The organism is Pigmentiphaga humi (assembly GCF_900606115.1).
Lineage (GTDB): Bacteria > Pseudomonadota > Gammaproteobacteria > Burkholderiales > Burkholderiaceae_B > Pigmentiphaga > Pigmentiphaga humi.
The window spans coordinates 41,325-57,438 of sequence record NZ_UWPJ01000032.1; the positions used below are offsets into that span (position 1 = coordinate 41,325).

The 16,114-nt window shown below is 68.2% G+C and carries 16 protein-coding genes; 5 read left to right on the forward strand and 11 right to left on the reverse strand.

The window, feature by feature from the left end:
* Positions 1–4 precede the first annotated feature (4 nt).
* A complete protein-coding gene (gene petA / locus PIGHUM_RS20195; protein WP_124081522.1) occupies positions 5–613 on the reverse strand; it encodes a ubiquinol-cytochrome c reductase iron-sulfur subunit in 609 nt (202 codons plus the stop codon).
* 228 nt (positions 614–841) lie between these two features.
* On the opposite strand from petA, the gene mscL reads away from it, so the two are divergent.
* Positions 842–1,294 carry a large conductance mechanosensitive channel protein MscL gene (mscL, locus tag PIGHUM_RS20200; RefSeq protein ID WP_124081523.1) on the forward strand — a complete coding sequence of 151 codons (453 nt, stop codon included), beginning with the start codon at positions 842–844 and terminating at the stop codon, positions 1,292–1,294.
* Positions 1,295–1,308: 14 nt separating this feature from the next.
* Here the strand turns inward: mscL and PIGHUM_RS20205 are convergent, their stop codons facing one another.
* Entirely contained in the window at positions 1,309–2,124 is an 816-nt protein-coding gene (locus PIGHUM_RS20205) for a Nif3-like dinuclear metal center hexameric protein (RefSeq protein WP_124081524.1), read from the reverse strand.
* A 36-nt stretch (positions 2,125–2,160) separates the two neighbouring features.
* Here PIGHUM_RS20205 and PIGHUM_RS20210 point away from each other — a divergent pair, with 36 nt between their 5' ends.
* A complete protein-coding gene (locus PIGHUM_RS20210) occupies positions 2,161–3,333 on the forward strand; it encodes a S1C family serine protease (protein WP_124081525.1) in 1,173 nt (390 codons plus the stop codon).
* Positions 3,334–3,375: 42 nt separating this feature from the next.
* On the opposite strand, the gene PIGHUM_RS20215 is transcribed toward PIGHUM_RS20210, so the two are convergent.
* The 4 genes from PIGHUM_RS20215 to PIGHUM_RS20230 all read right to left on the reverse strand — a co-directional run bounded on the left by PIGHUM_RS20215 (position 3,376) and on the right by PIGHUM_RS20230 (position 6,957).
* On the reverse strand, positions 3,376–4,233 hold the full coding sequence (locus PIGHUM_RS20215) for an amidohydrolase family protein (RefSeq protein WP_124081526.1): 858 nt from the start codon (positions 4,231–4,233) through the stop codon (positions 3,376–3,378).
* Positions 4,234–4,244: 11 nt separating this feature from the next.
* On the reverse strand, positions 4,245–5,036 hold the full coding sequence (locus PIGHUM_RS20220; RefSeq protein WP_124081527.1) for an HpcH/HpaI aldolase family protein: 792 nt from the start codon (positions 5,034–5,036) through the stop codon (positions 4,245–4,247).
* 16 nt (positions 5,037–5,052) lie between these two features.
* On the reverse strand, positions 5,053–6,024 hold the full coding sequence (locus PIGHUM_RS20225; RefSeq protein WP_160142375.1) for a Bug family tripartite tricarboxylate transporter substrate binding protein: 972 nt from the start codon (positions 6,022–6,024) through the stop codon (positions 5,053–5,055).
* 246 nt (positions 6,025–6,270) lie between these two features.
* Complete coding sequence (locus PIGHUM_RS20230; protein WP_124081529.1) at positions 6,271–6,957, reverse strand: maleate cis-trans isomerase family protein; 687 nt, start codon at positions 6,955–6,957, stop codon at positions 6,271–6,273.
* A 284-nt stretch (positions 6,958–7,241) separates the two neighbouring features.
* On the opposite strand from PIGHUM_RS20230, the gene PIGHUM_RS20235 reads away from it, so the two are divergent.
* The gene (locus tag PIGHUM_RS20235) at positions 7,242–8,021 is read left to right on the forward strand and encodes an IclR family transcriptional regulator (protein ID WP_124081530.1); all 780 of its coding nucleotides are present in this window, start codon (positions 7,242–7,244) and stop codon (positions 8,019–8,021) included.
* A 25-nt stretch (positions 8,022–8,046) separates the two neighbouring features.
* Here the strand turns inward: PIGHUM_RS20235 and PIGHUM_RS20240 are convergent, their stop codons facing one another.
* Positions 8,047–8,619, reverse strand: a complete 573-nt coding sequence (locus PIGHUM_RS20240; protein ID WP_160142376.1) for a carboxymuconolactone decarboxylase family protein — start codon at positions 8,617–8,619, stop codon at positions 8,047–8,049.
* A gap of 34 nt (positions 8,620–8,653) precedes the next feature.
* Positions 8,654–9,673 carry a WD40/YVTN/BNR-like repeat-containing protein gene (locus PIGHUM_RS20245; protein ID WP_124081532.1) on the reverse strand — a complete coding sequence of 340 codons (1,020 nt, stop codon included), beginning with the start codon at positions 9,671–9,673 and terminating at the stop codon, positions 8,654–8,656.
* A gap of 141 nt (positions 9,674–9,814) precedes the next feature.
* On the opposite strand from PIGHUM_RS20245, the gene PIGHUM_RS20250 reads away from it, so the two are divergent.
* Both PIGHUM_RS20250 and PIGHUM_RS20255 read left to right on the forward strand, forming a co-directional pair.
* The gene (locus PIGHUM_RS20250; protein ID WP_124081533.1) at positions 9,815–10,783 is read left to right on the forward strand and encodes a Bug family tripartite tricarboxylate transporter substrate binding protein; all 969 of its coding nucleotides are present in this window, start codon (positions 9,815–9,817) and stop codon (positions 10,781–10,783) included.
* An 85-nt stretch (positions 10,784–10,868) separates the two neighbouring features.
* Positions 10,869–12,413, forward strand: a complete 1,545-nt coding sequence (locus PIGHUM_RS20255) for an acetolactate synthase large subunit (protein ID WP_124081534.1) — start codon at positions 10,869–10,871, stop codon at positions 12,411–12,413.
* Positions 12,414–12,435: 22 nt separating this feature from the next.
* Here PIGHUM_RS20255 and PIGHUM_RS20260 read toward each other — a convergent pair whose 3' ends face one another.
* The 3 genes from PIGHUM_RS20260 to PIGHUM_RS20270 are packed head-to-tail and all read right to left on the reverse strand — an operon-like array spanning position 12,436 to position 16,063.
* Entirely contained in the window at positions 12,436–13,164 is a 729-nt protein-coding gene (locus tag PIGHUM_RS20260; protein ID WP_222929294.1) for an ABC transporter ATP-binding protein, read from the reverse strand.
* Between the two features lie 47 nt (positions 13,165–13,211).
* Complete coding sequence (locus PIGHUM_RS20265) at positions 13,212–15,029, reverse strand: branched-chain amino acid ABC transporter ATP-binding protein/permease (protein WP_124081536.1); 1,818 nt, start codon at positions 15,027–15,029, stop codon at positions 13,212–13,214.
* Positions 15,029–16,063, reverse strand: coding sequence for a branched-chain amino acid ABC transporter permease (locus tag PIGHUM_RS20270; RefSeq protein WP_124081537.1), 1,035 nt, complete (start codon positions 16,061–16,063; stop codon positions 15,029–15,031). Before PIGHUM_RS20270 ends, PIGHUM_RS20265 begins: the two co-directional genes overlap by 1 nt.
* Between the last annotated feature and the right edge of the window lie 51 nt (positions 16,064–16,114).

Below are 16,114 nucleotides of genomic sequence, written 5' to 3' on the forward strand. Positions count from 1 at the left end.
GCGCTCAGGCCTTGTTGCTCTCGTCCACGCCCACCACGATCTTGGTGTCGGACAGGAACTCGTAAGGAGGAATCGTCAGATTGTCCGGTGACGGCTTGTTCTTGTAGACCCGGCCGGCCATGTCGAACGTCGAGCCGTGGCAGGGACACAGGAAGCCGCCATGCCAGTCGGCAGGCAGGTTGGGCTGGGATCCCGTGGTGAAACGGGCCGTGGGCGAACATCCCAAGTGCGGACAGATGCCGACGGCCACGAAATACTCGGGCTTCAGCGAGCGATATTCATTGCGCGCGTATTCCGGCGTGATCTCGTCGGGATTGCGCTCGGAATTCGGATCGGCCAGTTCGCCGTCCACTTGCTTGAGCGTAGCCAATTGCTCCGGCGTGCGCCGGATGATCCAGACCGGCTTGCCGCGCCACTCGACGGTGCGCATCTCGCCAGGCTGCATGTCTCCTACTTCGACCTCTACCGGGGCTCCCGCCGCCTTCGCGCGCTCGGACGGCGCAAAGGTACTGACGAACGGCACGGCGACGCCAACTGCCGCGACTCCCCCGACGGCACAGGTGGTGCCGACCCAAAAACGACGGTCGGCGTCTACCACTTTGTCCTCACTCATTTAATGACCCTCAAGATTACTTCTTCTCGTTAAGCACTTGAAAGCTGACTCTTCTTATATTTTGCGCCTTTGAAGACACAAGCGCTCATAGTAACTTTCGAGTATAGCGCAATGCCCACCCCGGCCGACACCCTCTATCGCACGGCGGCGTACCGGCGCAACGACAATGTCCGGACGGCGGGAAATGAGAGATACTTCCGCGCAGGGCATCCCAGGGAGAGGGAAACAATGAGCGTCATGAAGGAATTCCGCGAGTTCGCCATGCGCGGCAGCGTCGTCGACCTCGCGGTCGGCGTGATCATCGGCGGGGCATTCGGCAAGATCGTCGATTCGATGGTCAGGGACGTGATCATGCCTCTGGTCAACTTCATCCTCGGCGGCAGCGTCGATTTCAGCAACAAATTCATCGTGCTCCGGGCTCCGGCCGACTACACCGGCCCCCAGACCTACGACGCCTTGTCCAAAGCCGGCGCCACGCTGCTGGGCTGGGGCAACTTCGTGACCATCCTGATCAATTTCATCCTGCTGGCCTTCGTCATCTTCTGGATGATCAAGCTGATGAACCGCGCCAAGGCCCGCTTCGAAAAAGAAGCGCCGCCGCCCGCCCCGGCCGCGCCGCCCGAGGACGTCGCGCTGCTGCGGGAGATCCGCGATCTATTGAAGGCCCCCCCGGCGCGCTGAAGGAAAGCCCGCCCCTATACGGGGTTGTCGATATCCACGAAATCGACCCGCACGCCGAAGCGTTCCGCAATGGCGCGGCCCAGCGCCTGCACGCCGTAGCGTTCGGTGGCGTGGTGGCCGGCGGCCAGGAAGGCGGTGCCGGTTTCGCGGGCCAGGTGTACGGTGGGTTCGGAGATTTCGCCGGTGATGTAGGCCTGCGCGCCGGCGTCGATCGCGTCCTGCAGCATGCCCTGCGCGGCGCCGGTGCACCAGGCCACCGTGCCCAGCGGCTGCGCCGGGTCTCCGATCAGCGTGGGCGTGCGCGCGAGCTGCCCGGCTACCCGGGCAGCCAGTTCGCCTACGGTCGCCACGCCCGGGGCGCGGCCCAGCCAGATGAGGTTGTCGTGGCCGGCGGTGCGGGGCACGCCGCCGATCCGGTCCGGCTCCAGGCCCAGCACCTCGGCCAGTTGGGCGTTGTTGCCCCAGCTGGGGTGGGCGTCCAGCGGCAGATGATAGGCGAACAGGTTCAGCTCGTGGCCCAGCACCAGCGAGAGCCGGGCGCGCCGGATGCCGCGCACGCGCGGATCCTCGTTTTTCCAGAACCAGCCGTGGTGAACCAGCAGGCTGTCGGCGCCGGCGGCGATCGCGTGCCGGATCGCCGCCTCGGAAGCCGTAACTGCGGCGATAATATGGCGCACTACCGGCCGGCCCTCGACCTGCAACCCGTTGGGACAGTAGTCGCGAAACCGGGCGACCTGCAGTTCGGCGGCCAGCCATGCATCCAGCTCCGAAGCGTCCACGCCCTGCCCGGATGCGCCGGTTTGCCTTGAGGCCTGCTCGCCTGCGATCATTGTCAATCTCCTACGCTAGAGAAAAGTATTTTGCACATGCGCCGACTATGGCTGATCTTCGCCCAGACCACCACCGTCTGTCTGGCCATTTTATTCATCGTGGCGACCCTGCGCCCAGAATGGCTGACGCGCCGCGGGCCGGGCAACGGCAACGCGATCGTCGTGCCCTTCTTCGAGGCCAGCCCCCCTTCGTCCGGCGCGGGCAGGCAGGCCTCCTACGCCGACGCCACCCACCGGGCCGCGCCGGCCGTGGTGAACATATTCACCAGCAAGGACACGCCGCAGCAGCCTAGCACCCCCTATTCCGACGACCCGGTCTTCCGCTACTTCTTCGGCGATCCCGACACCCGCCAGGACCCGGTTTCCAGCCTGGGATCGGGGGTCATCGTCAGCCCGGAGGGCTACATCCTCACCAATAACCACGTCATCGAATCCGCCGACGAGATCGAGGTGGCGCTGGCCGATGGCCGCAAGAGCAAGGCGACGCTGGTGGGCGCGGATCCGGACACCGACCTGGCCGTGCTCAAGCTCGACCTGCCCAATCTGCCTTCGGTCACCTTCGGCCGGGCCGACGACCTCCAGGTGGGCGACGTGGTGCTGGCCATCGGCAATCCCTTCGGCGTAGGCCAGACCACCACGATGGGCATCATCTCGGCGCTGGGCCGCACGCACCTGGGCATCAACACGTTCGAGAACTTCATCCAGACCGACGCCGCCATCAACCCCGGCAACTCCGGCGGCGCGCTGATCGACGCCGACGGCAACCTGGTCGGCATCAACACCGCGATCTACTCGCGCTCGGGCGGCTCGCTGGGCATAGGCTTCGCCATCCCGGTCAGCACCGCGCGGCAGATCATGGAACAGCTGATCACCACCGGCACCGTGACGCGCGGCTACATCGGCGTCGAGCCGCAAGACCTGACCGCCGAACTGGCCGATGCCTTCAAGCTGTCGCGCAAGGACGGCGTCATCATCGCCGGCGTGGTGCGCGGCGGGCCGGCGGCCAGGGCGGGCATACGCACGGGCGACATCGTGATCACCGTGGGCGACAGGCCCATCTCGGACACGACCTCCATGCTCAACACCATCGCCCAGCTTCCGCCGGGAGACAAGGTCGCGGTGAAGATCGTGCGCGGCGGCCAGGAGATGGAAGCGACGGTGACCATAGGCACCCGTCCCAAGCCCAGGCGGGAAGCGCAGCAGCCCTGAGCGGGAGGGCGCGCCCTGACGGCCGCGGCGATTGCCGCGGCGTCAGAACCCGTACAGCTCGGCCGGGGTGTCCACCAGGATGCGCTTGCGCAGGACCGGATCGGGCACCCACTTGCCGAGCAGGTTGAACAACGCGACGGAGCTGTTGTCGCCGAACGAGAGATGGGGATAATCGCTGCCCCAGATCACGCGATCGGGCGCGGCCTCCAGCGCCGCCCGCACCATGGGCCCGACATCGTCGAAATCCGGCGCGGTGGAGATGCGGTAGATGCCGGTGACCTTCAGCCGGCAATGGCGGTCGCCCCCGCGCACCAATTCCAGTACCTGCCGAAACCCGGGGGCGTCCGTGCCCAGGGCGGCCTGCTGCATGCCCAGGTGGGCCAGCGTGAAAGGCAATTGCAAGCCCCGCAGTACCGGCATCAGCTCCACCGTCAACCAGCCGGGCAGCAGGAAGTCCAGGTGCCAGCCGATCTCCGCGCAGCGCGCCGCCAGCCGCTGGATGCGCGGCACCAGGGTGTCGCCGAAGCCGGGCTGGGGCGGCATGACCGGCCGCACGTTGATGCGCACGCCGCGCACGCCCAGGGCGTCCATGCGCGCCAGTTCGGCATCCGGCGCATGCTCGTCCACGTCCACGATCCCGCGCCGCGGCGCCTGCGTGCGGGCCATCGCGTCGAGCATGCAGGCATTGTCGCGCCCGTAGGCGCTGGGCTGCACGAACACGAAGCGCTCGATGCCCAGGCGGCCCGCCAGGGCGAGGTAGTCTTCCAGCGGCGCGTGCGGCGGCTCGTAGCGCAGGTCGGCGCCGTACCCATAGCTGCCCGGCGGCCCGAATACGTGGAAATGGCTGTCGCAAGCGCCCGCGGGCGCATGGAAGGCTGGTTTTTCATCATCGTGAAGCATGGCGTCTCCGGCTACGAATTCTGCACATCGCGCAACTGCTTGGCGTCCTGCGCGGCGGCGCGCATCAGGTAGGTGACATCGCTGCCGGCGATGAGCATGCGGGCACCCAGCCCCAGCAATGCCCGCTGCAGCGCGATGTCGCCGCGCACGCCGCCGATGCCGAGGAACTTGCCGTGGCGCCGGCACGCCGCCGCCGTGCTTTCGAAAGCCTCGCGCAAGGCGGGATGATGCAGCTGGCCGGGAATGCCCATCTCGGTGCACAAGTCGTTGGAGCCGATCAGCAGCATGTCGATGCCGGCGACCGCGGCGATCTCGTCGGCATTGGCGATGCCGCGCGGCGTCTCCAGCATGGCGACCAGCAGCGTTTCCCGATTGCCGAGTTCATTGACCTGCGCCAGCGGCAGCGGCTCGTAGCCGAGGCTCGGACCGCTGCCCATCACCGAGCGGTGGCCCATGGGCGGATACTTGGCCGCCTCGACCAGCGCCCGGGCCTGCCCCGCATCCTCGACGTGCGGCACGATGATGCCCTGCGCGCCGCCATCGAGCGCGCGCACCATGCATTGCAGGTCGTGCCCGGGCACGCGCACCAGCGGCGTGACGCCGCAGCCGGTCGCCGCGATGCAGATGGCCGACACGGCATCCAGCCCGATCGGACTGTGCTCCATGTCCACGTAGATGCTGTCGAAGCCGCATGCCGACGCCATCAGCGCGATGTCCGGCGTACGCGCCTGGCGCAGGCCCATGCACAGCACCAGATCGCCTGCCAGCATCCGCGCCAGCGCGCGGTTCTCGTATGAAATCACGCTATCGTCCTCCTGCTCATTCCGGCTTGATCCCGGCCTTTTCAATTACCCGTTTCCACATCTGCGTTTCGTCCGCGACGCGCCGGCCGAACTCGGCTCCGCCGGTGCCGGACGGCTGCACCCCCGCCGCCTCGAATACTTCGCGCAGCTTCGGCGCACGGGTGGCTTGCTGCACCGCCGCCTGCATCTTGTCGAGAATGGCGGGAGGAATGCCTGCCGGCGCCATGACGCCGAACCAGTACATCACGCCGTAGTCGGGAAAGCCCGCTTCGGCGAAGGTGGGCACCTGCGGGAACATGGGATGGCGCGTCTTGCCGCTGAGCGCCAGGCCGCGCACCCTGCCGTCCTTGATGAACTGGACGGTCGAGCCGACGCTGCCGATCGCGACGTCGATGCGCTGCGCCACCACGTCCAGGATCGCCGCGGCGATGCCTTTGTAGGGCACGTGCACCATGCGCGAGCCCGTCTGCAGCAGCAGTTCCTCCATCGCTAGGTGCGCCGACGAACCTTGTCCGCCCGAACCGAAGGTCAGTTTGTCCGGCTGGGCCTTGGCCGCCGCGATCACTGACTTCAGGTCCTTCTGCGGCAATTCCGTCCGCCCGACCAGCACCGCGGGCGCCTCGGCCAGTTCGGCGACCTGGACGATGTCTTTCTTCGGATCGTAGGGCAGCGATGCGTAGAGGGCCGACGACACGGCGAACGAGTTGTCCGTCACGACGAAGGTGTAGCCGTCCGGGGCCGCCTTGGCCGCGACGTCCGTTCCGATCGTGCTGCCTGCCCCGCCGCGGTTTTCCACCACGAACTGCTGGCCCAGGCTCGCGGACAATTCGCGGCTCATGGCCCGGGCGGCCGTATCGGTGAACGAACCGGCGGTGAACGGCACGATGACCCGCACCGGGCGGCTGGGCCAGGCGTCCGCGGCGGACTGGGCATGGACCTGGGTTGCGCAGGCAAGCGCCGCGGCAGCGCCGAGCAGGAGTTTTTTCATCGCCGGGCCGTCCCAAGATGAAAAACGCCCCCTCGGGGGGCAGCGATCCCGCATAGCGGGAAGAGCGTAGGGGCAATTCTTCATGGCAGTGTCTCCTGGTTGCGGGGCGCTGCGGCCGGCCAGTGCCGGCGTCGCGCCGCTCGATGCATGTTCACGGACCAGCGGTCCTGCCGCGGCGCCGATTGGCGCATTCTGGCAGGATGATTATAAAAAGTCTAATATGGTGATAATTATTTTATGCCTACGTCAACCCAGGACCGCACGCGCAGTCTGCATGGCGGTCGCCTTGATCGACGACAGCACCGGCTTGCCGAACTCGCGCTCCAGGTCGTCCAGGATCGCCTGCGTGGGCAGTTGCGAACATGCGATGAACATCGCTCCGCATTGCTCATCCATGACTTCGCGCGCCCGCTGCGCCACCTCTTCGTGCGTGATCCGGCCCAGCGCCTCGACGTCCGCGGCCTCGAAGCTGCTGAGCCGGCGCACCGCGATGCGCCCCTCGTCGAGGAAACGCATCAGCGCGCGATTGACCTGCTCGCTGTACGGCGTCACCAGCGCGATGTCCTGCGCGCCGGCTTCGGACAGCGCAACGACCATGGCGCGCGCGGTGGTGATCACCGGCTTGCCGGTCAATTCCCGCAGGGACTGCGCCAGCTGCGCCTCGCCTTCCGGCCCGGCGACGAAGCCGGCAGCGGTGCAGCCGTAGGCCACCGCGTCGATGTCATCCGGCAGCGTCCGCGCCAGCTCCAGCGTGTTGGCGACGTAGGCAGGCAGCACGTCGGGCGTGATCAGCCCCTTGCCGCGCGGAATGCGCCGGGTCTCCACCGTGGAGCCCGGCGGCAGCCAGCCCGCGAGCTCGCGCTCCATCGTGGTGTTGTTGATGGGAACGATCAGCCCGACCTTCAGCGGCCGGGCCCTTGCTGCGCTTTCCATGCCTGCCTCCTCGGCGGCGCCACCGCCGCCATAAATTAATTCCATAATTCGATAATTATTTCGTTTAATCTAGAACGACCCGTCTGCGCATGGCAAGCTCTTCAGGGCCCCCGTGCCGCACGGGCGGCAGGAATGCCGGCACCGCCATGCTCCGGTAACGCCTATGCCGATGTGGAATAATTCCCGGGTTTTCAAAACCGTCTTTGCCGCCCCGCCGCCCGGAAACCGGAGCCGGGCCGGCGGGACGGCCGACCGGCCTTCAAGCGATCGAGAATAGATCCTCCATGAGCAGCCTGGACAAGATGCTGAGTTTGCTGGACGTATTCACGCCGGCAGCCCCCGTCTGGGCGACGGACGATCTGATACGGTATTCCGGCGTCCCCGCTTCGACCTGTTACCGCTACATCAAGGCACTGCACAGCGCCGGCCTGCTGGCGCGCGTCGCCAACGGCTCGTACGTGCTGGGCCCGCGCGTGCTGGAGATGGACCGCACCACACGCCTGTGCGACCCGGTCTACATTGCCGGCACGCCGGTCATCCGGAGGCTGACCGCCGAGACCGGCTACAGTTCGCTGCTGTGCATGCTGTTCAGCGACTCCATCATGTGCGTGCAGGAAGCTCTTGCCGAAAACGCTCCCTCCGTACTGTTCAGCCGCGGCCAGCGCCGGCCGCTGGTGGCGGGCGCATCGGCCAAGATCATCCTGGCCCACCTGCCGGTCCACCAGTTGCGCACCATCTTCTCGCGCCACCGCAAGAGCATCGCGTCGGTCGGGCTGGGCGCGGACTGGGAAGGCTTCCGGCAGATCCTGCGCGAGATCAAGCAGGCCGGCCACGTCATGACCTACGGCGAATACAACCACGGCATCCTGTCCATCGCCGCGCCGCTGTTCAACCGCTCCGGCGACGTGCTGGGCAGCCTGGCGCTGGCAGCCGCCGAATCCGAGATCGGCGCCGCCGAATTCCAGAAACTGGCCGGCCGCGTGGTGGAGGCGAGCCGGGAAGTCTCGCAGCGCATCTCGAATTCCGCCAATGTGGTGGACTTGCCCGCGCGCGCGATCGGCTGACCGCCTGCTGCCGCAAGAGCCGGGATCAGGGCCGCCGCAACGGCTCCAGCGGCGGTGCCGCGCCGTCCGGCAGCGGCACCTGCGCCGTGTTCAGCACCATTGCCAGCATCGTGTAATAGCCGCACAGCGCAAGCAGATCCAGCACGCCGCGCTTGCCATAGCGCGCCTCGACCGCGTCGCAGGCCGCCTCGCCGGGCTGGCCGAGCCGGTGCACTGCCATGCAGAAGACATAGGCATCGCGCAAATGGCCGGGCATCTCGCCCGGATCGCGGCCGGCGGCGATCGCGTCCATGATCTCGGGAGCCAGGCTGGTGGTCGCCGTGGCGATGCGGCGATGCGCGGCCCACTCGTACTGGCAATCCCAGACCCGCGCCGCCACCAGCACCGCCAGTTCGATGAGCTCGCCAGGCAATTCCGTGCCGAAGCGCAGGTGCTCGCCCAGCTGCTGGATCCGCTCGGCCAGGTCGGGGTTGTGAAGCAACGCCAGGAAAGGGCCTTTGACCTCGCCCCGCGGACCGGCGGCGATCTGCTGCGCCACCTCCCGCTGGCGCGGTGTCATCTGTTCCGGCGCAAGGCGCGGGAAACGTTGTTCGCTCATGTATTCCTCCATATCGATTGGATCGAGGCGCGGCTCAGTTGCGCACCGTCATCGCGTGTCCCGGCCGCCCCTCGGGGATCTCGGCCCAGCGCCAGTGCAGCGCGCGCACCTCCCCGAACTCGTGCGGCAGCCGCTCCCATGAATCGCCGCCGTCCCGGCTCCTGAAAATCTGGCCGAGGTTGGTGCAGACCAGCAGCAGCATCGGGTCGTGCGGATGCGTCGCCACGCACCACACCGTACTGTTCAGCCGGCCCGGCAGCGGCAGTTCCTGCCACGTATCGCCGTAGTCGACACTGCGCAGCAGCCGGCCGGTCGTTCCCGGCGGACCGTTGCCGTTGGTCAGGAACACGATCCGGTCGGTATCGGCGCGCGGCACGACGGCGCGCGTGTACTGCCAAGGCGAATCGAGCGGCTGGAAGGTCCAGTGCGCGCCCTCGTCCTCGCTGCGATGCAGGCCCTGGTTGGTCGTCGCCAACAGCAGGCGGCCGCCCGGGCGCCGGATCACGGCAATGCCGTGCACGTCCAGCGAAACCAGCCCCTCCACCTGGGACGTCCAGGTCTTGCCTCGGTCCGCGCTGCGGAAGATGCCGCCGATCTCGATGGAAGCCCACAGCACGTCGTTGTCCATTGGGTCCACCAGGATCTGCGTGACACGGGTGGGCCCCCGGTTGATCGGCGAGAAATCCGCCAATCCCGGAACGCTCAGGGTCTCCCAGCTGGCGCCGCCGTCCTGCGAGCGATACAGCCCTGCCGGCCGCCCGCCCGCATAGATGACGTCCGGATCGTCGGGCTGCTGGCACAGCGCCCAGGCGTCCTCGATCGGCGAAGGCACGTGCGTCCAGCGCGTGGTCCGCTCATCCCACTTGAACACCCCCATGTCGGTACCGGCCCACAACAGTTCCGGGCGGTCCGGGTGGCTGCTGAAGGCCCACACGCGCGCCTCCAGGTACATCCCGGAATGGCTGTTGGGGTGGATCCACGTCGCGCCCTGGTCATCGCTGAACCATGCCGAGTGGCCGGCCGTGCCTACGTAGGCCTCGATACGCCTGGACATCGTCGATTCCTCATTTCTTGCCGGCCGCCGGGAAATCCGGTTGCCAAGCCGGCGCCATGCATTGATAATAAATCCAACTATATAAGAAATTTTATTATAAATCTCCAAGATTAGTTTTTTGCTCCATTCAAGGAGGAGACCATGAAGCACCCTCTGCTTGCCTGCGCTGCCGCCTGCGCCGTCTGGAACATGGCCTGGGCGCCCGCCGCCGCGGCCTATCCGGAACGGCCGATCAGGATCGTGATCGGCTTCCCGCCCGGGGGCGCCATCGACACCATCGGACGGCTGATCGGCCCCCGCCTGGCCGAACGCCTGGGGCAATCGGTCGTGATCGAGAACAAGCCCGGGGCCGGCGGCATCGTCGCCCTCCAGGGAATCGGCAAAGCCGAGCCGGACGGCTATACGGTGCTGATGGGCACGATGGGCAACCTGAGCATCAGCCCGGGCCTGGTGAAGGATTTCTCCTTCGACATGGAGAAGGATTTCGCGCCGGTCACCGTAGTCGCGTCGTCGGTCATGGTGGTCTATACGCACCCCTCCCTGCCGGTGCGCTCCGTACCCGAGCTGATCGCCTATGCCAAGGCGAATCCCGACAAGGTGAATTTCGCTTCCAGCGGCAATGGCGGACTGCCGCACATGGCGGGCGAACTCTTCAATTCCGCTACCGGGCTCAAGCTGGTGCACGTGCCTTATAGCGGCAGCGCGCCGGCGGTCAAGGACGTCGTGGCCGGCCAGGTGCAGATGACGATCGAGGCGCCCGCCATCGGCCTGCCCTTCGTCCAGTCCGGCCAGTTGCGCGCTTTGGCCACGACCGGCCGCGAACGCTCCCCCGTCCTGCCGGATGTGCCGACCGTCGCCGAAAGCGTGCCGGGCTACGAGGTCACCAACTGGTTCGGCATCGTCGCGCCGGCGCGCACGCCCGCCGATCGCATCGAGCGCCTGCAGAAAGAAATCGCCGTCGTGCTGAAGGAACCCGAGATCCGCAAGCGCCTCGACGCGCTGGGGGTGGCGGTGGTCGGCAGCACGCCGGCGCAGGCCGGACGCTACATGGCCGAAGAGCGCGCCCGCTGGACCAAAGTCATTAAAGACGCCAACATTACGACGAACTGAGCGTTGCCGCGCCGCGGCGGCGGGCCTGGATGGCCCCTCACGGCGCGTTTCACCATTTTTTGCGCACACTGGAGAACCTCCCATCATGAACGGGGCCGAGTCGCTGGTCAGAACCCTGCTGGCGTCCAATATCGACGTCTGCTTCGCCAATCCCGGCACATCCGAAATGCATTTCGTGGCGGCGCTCGACCGGGTGCCGGGCATGCGCTGCGTCCTGGGCCTGTTCGAAGGCGTGGTGACAGGCGCGGCCGACGGATACGGCCGCATGGCGGACAAACCGGCCGCGACACTGCTGCACCTCGGCCCCGGCCTGGCCAACGGCATTGCCAACCTGCACAACGCGCGCAAGGCGCGCACGCCCATCGTCAACATCGTCGGCGAACACGCCAGCGACCACCTCCAGTACGAAAGCCCGCTGCGCAGCGACGTGCCCGCCACCGCGGCGCTGATCTCCGACTGGTACCGGGTCGGCGCCGGCGCGCGCATTCCGCACGACGCGGCCGAAGCCGTCACCGCCGCGCGCTCGCGCGACGGCCAGATCGCCACGCTGATCCTGCCCGCCGATACGGCCTGGGGCCCGGGCGAAACGCCGCAGGTTGCCAGCGCGCCGCCGCCGCTCGTCCAGGCCCTGCCGGAAACGATGGCGCGCGTCGTGCAGGCCGTCAAAGCGGGCAAGCGCTGCGGGCTGCTGGTCACGGGGCGCGCGCTCGAAGAGGCCGGGCTGGCCGTGCTCGCCCGCCTGCAGGACAGCGGCATCCAGCTGCTCGCGCAGCAGGCCAACCGCCGCTTCGCACGCGGCCGCGGCCGCCTGGTCGTCCCGCGCGTGCCCTTCTCCATCGATCAGGCGGTCCAGCAACTCGCCGGCCTGGAGATGCTCGTGCTGGCGGGCAGCCATCCTCCCGCGGCGTTCTTCGGCTATCCGAACAAACCGCGCCTGCAGACGCCGCCCGGCTGCGAGATCCTGCCGCTGGTCGAACCCGGCGGCGACACGCTGCACGCGCTGGCATGGCTGGCCGACGAGCTCGGCTGCCCGGCCCGGCCGGCAGCCATCCCGCAAGCCGCCGCCCCCACCCTGCCCGCCACTGATCGGCTGGACGCCGACACCATCATGCAAGCCATGGCGGCGCTGCTGCCGGAAAACGCCATTCTGTGCGACGAATCGGTATCGTCCGGCCGCTCCTTGTTCAAATTCACCGACGGCGCGGCCCCGCACGACTACCTGCAGATCACCGGCGGCTCCATCGGCTGCGGCCTGCCGCTGGCCACGGGCGCGAGCGTCGCCTGCCCCGACCGCAAGGTCGTGTGTTTCGAGGGCGACGGCAGCGGCATGTACACGCTGCAGGCGCTGTGGACCCAGGCGCGCGAGAACCTAGACGTATTGACCATCATCCTGGCCAACCGCAGCTATCGCATCCTGCAGGGTGAACTGAAAGGCGTGGGCATCGATAGCCCCGGCGAGCAGGCCCGCCGGATGCTGGACCTGTCCGGCCCCAGCCTGGACTGGATGGCGCTGGCGCGCGGCCAGGGCGTCGAAGCGGTGGCCGTCGATACGGTCGGCGGATTCGCGCGGGCATTCAAGGCGGCGTGCGCCCGCAAGGGGCCGTTCCTGATCGAAGCCCGCATTCCCTAGGAAAGGGCCGGGGCGGCGCGGCCTACTTCCGGCCCAGCCCCAGGTAGCTCTCGATCACGCGCGGATCGTCGGCCAATTCCCCTGCCGGCCCGGCCAGCACCACCTGGCCGGTCTCCAGCACGTAGGCGTAGTCGGCGGTCTGCAAGGCCGCCCGGGCATTCTGCTCGACCAGCAGGATGGCCACGCCGCGACGGCGCAGTTCGGCGATGATGTGGAAGATTTCCTTGACGATGCGGGGCGCCAGCCCGAGCGAGGGCTCGTCGAGCAGCAGCAGGCGCGGCTTGGCCATCAGCGCGCGGCCCAGCGCCAGCATCTGGCGTTCGCCGCCCGACAGCGTGGCGGCGAGCTGCCTGCGGCGCTCTTTGAGGCGCGGGAACAGGCCGTAGACTTCTTCCATGGACCGCGCCTGGTCGCGATGACCGGTGCGGTAGCGCTGGAAGGCCCCCAGCAGCAGGTTGTCTTCGACGCTCATCTCGCCGAACAGCTCGCGCTTTTCCGGCACCAGGTTCAGGCCCGCCGCCACCATTCCCTCGATGCCGACGCGGCGCGGCGCCGCGCCGTCCAGCCGGATCTCCCCCCGGGACGGCAAGAGGCCCATGATGGCCGACAGCAAGGTGGTCTTGCCGGCGCCGTTGGGGCCGATGACCGTCACGATGGTGCCGGCCGGCACGGCCAGGTCTATGCCGTGCAGGGCCTCGACCTTGCCATAGGCGACGCACAGGCCGCGGGTTTCCAGCAAAGGCGCATCCACGGGCGCCGCCTGCCCGGCCGGTGAGGACGCGCCGGTTCGGATCGCGCTCATTCCACGCCTCCCAGATAGGCTTCCAGCACGCGCGGATCGCGCTGCACGTCCGCCGGCAGCCCCTCGGCGATTTTCTGGCCGAACTCCATGACGACGATGCGGTCGGCCAGCCCCATGACGAAATCCATGTCGTGCTCGACCAGCAGGATGGCCATGCCCTCGGCCCGCAAGGCCCGCAGGGTGTCGGATAAAGCCTGTTTTTCGAGATAGCGCAGGCCGGCGGCCGGCTCGTCGAGCAGCAGCAGGCAAGGGTCGGCGCACAGCGCGCGGGCGATTTCGAGCATGCGCTGCCTGCCCAGCGGCAGGGAGCCCGCCGGCAGGTGCAGCGCATCGCCCAGGCCGACGCGGCGAGCCTGGCGCGCGGCTTCGGCCAGCAGGCGGGCTTCGTCGCGCCGCTCCAGATGCAGGCTGCCCAGCACCAGCCCGGCCAGCACGCCCTTGCGCTCGCGCATGTGCGCGCCCAGCGCGATGTTCTCGAGCACCGTCATCTGCGGCAGCAGCCGCACGTGCTGGAAGGTGCGTCCCATGCCGAGCGCCGCGATGGCGCGGGCCGGGCGGCCGGTCACGTCCTGCCCGCGGAAAACCACCTGGCCCGAACTCGGATCGTCCACGCCCGACAGCAGGTTGAACATGGTGCTCTTGCCCGCGCCGTTGGGCCCGATCAGCGCCAGCACCTGGCCTGCGGGAACGATGAAGCTGATGTCGTTGTTGGCGACCAGGCCGCCGAAGCGCTTGGTGAGGCCGCGCGCCTCGAGCACGGTTTCGCCGCGCGCGGGCTGGGTCCGATGCGCCAGCGGCCGGGCCGCCTCGTCCACCTGCCGGCGGGTATCGGCCAACGGCAGCGCCTTGCGCGACAGCCGCGCGATCACCGGCCAGATGCCGTCCGGCGCGCGCTGCAGCGCCACCACCAGCAGGATGCCGAACACGATGCTCTCGAAATTGCCCGAGGCGCCGAGCAGATGAGGCAGCCAGTCCTGCAGCCACTGCTTGAGCATGGTCACCACGCCGGCGCCCACCAGCGCGCCCCAGACCTGCCCCGCGCCGCCTATCACCGCCATGAACAGGTATTCGATGCCGATGTGCAGGCCGAAGGGCGTCGGGTTCACGAAGCGCTGCATGTGGGCGTAGAGCCAGCCCGACACGCAGGCCAGCAGCGCCGCGATCATGAAGATGGCGATGCGGGAGCGGGCCGTGTCCACGCCCATGGACTCGGCCATGACCATGCCGCCCTTGAGGGCGCGGATGGCCCTGCCCTCGCGCGAATCCAGCAGATTGCTGACCAGCAGCACGGCCAGCAGCAGCATGCCCCAGATCAGCCAGAAGATCTGCCGGCTCCCGACCAGCGGCTCGCCGAACAGGGCGATGGGGGGCACGCCCGACAACCCGGTGTGCCCACCGAGGAACTCCAGCGTGCCGAACAGGTAGTACAGGCTCAGCCCCCACGCGATGGTGCCCAGCGGCAAGTAATGCCCGGACAGGCGCAGCGACACCGCCCCCAGCACCCAGGCCGTCGCGGCGGTCACCAGCAGCCCGGCCGCCAGCCCCATCCAGGGCGAACCGCCCAGCCAGGCGAACGCCGGCGGCAAGGCGCCGATGGACAGCCAGGCAGTGGTGTAGGCTCCCACGCCCACGAAGGCCGCCTGCCCGAACGAGGTCAGCCCGCCGACGCCGGTCAGCAGCACCAGCCCCAGCGAAACCAGCGCGGCCAGGCCGATGTAGTTGAGCAGCGTGACGGTGAACTCGGGCAGGCACAGGGCGCCCGCGGCCAGCAGGACGATGCCCGCGCCGATCAGCCAGGCAGGACGCAGCCGCATCACTCTTCCTCCACGTGCCGCGAGGACAGCGAGCGCCAGATCAGCACCGGGATGATCAGCGTGAAGACGATGACTTCCTTGTAGGCGCTGGCGGCGAACGACGAAAAAGCCTCCAGCAGCCCGACCAGCACCGCACCCGCGGCGGCCAGCGGATAGCTCGCCAATCCGGCGATGATGGCGGCCACGAAGCCCTTCAGCCCGATCAGGAAGCCCGTGTCGTAGTAGATGGTGGTCAGCGGCGCGATCAGGATGCCGGAGAACGCGCCGATCAGCGCGCACAGCGTGAAGCTCAGCCGGCCGGCCAGGCTGGTCGGTATGCCCATCAGCCGCGCGCCCACGCGATTGACCGCGGTCGCCCGCAAGGCCTTGCCGTACAGCGTCCGCCCGAACACCACCGTCAGCGCCAGGATCAGCGCGATCGAGCAGCCGACCACCCACAGCGTCTGCGCCGGAACGGGAATGCCGCCCAGCTCGAGGCCGCCCTCGGTGAAGGGCGGCGTGCGCGACCCTTCCGCGCCGAAGAACAGCAGGCCCAGCCCGACCATCGCCACGTGCACCGCCACCGAGACGATCAGCAGCACCAGTACGCTGCTCTCGGCCACCGGCTGGAACGCCAGGCGCCAGACCATGGGCCCCATGGGCACGACGATCAGCAGCGCCGCCAGGACCTGCACGGCCATGGGCATCTGTTCGAAATCGATGAAATGCACGGCGGCGAACATCAGCGCCGGATAAACCAGATTCCACCCCGCCGCGCGCGCAATCCCGCTCCAGTCGCGGCCGCGCCACGCCGTCCACAACTCCACCAGCATCACCGCGCAACCGCCGATCGCCAGCAGCCACACCGTCCCCGGCAACTTCCCCGCCTGCAGCGCCGCCAGGCTCAACGCCCCCCAGGCGACGAACTCGCCCTGCGGGATGAAAATCACCCGCGTCACCGTAAACGCCAACACCAGCGCCATGCCCAACAGCGCATAAATCGCGCCGTTGACCACGCCATCCTGGATCAGGAAAAGAGCAATCTGAAGGTCCATGGGAGGTCCACCCCCTACCCGCTTACGCGGGCCCCCGGGGAAGCCCACCCC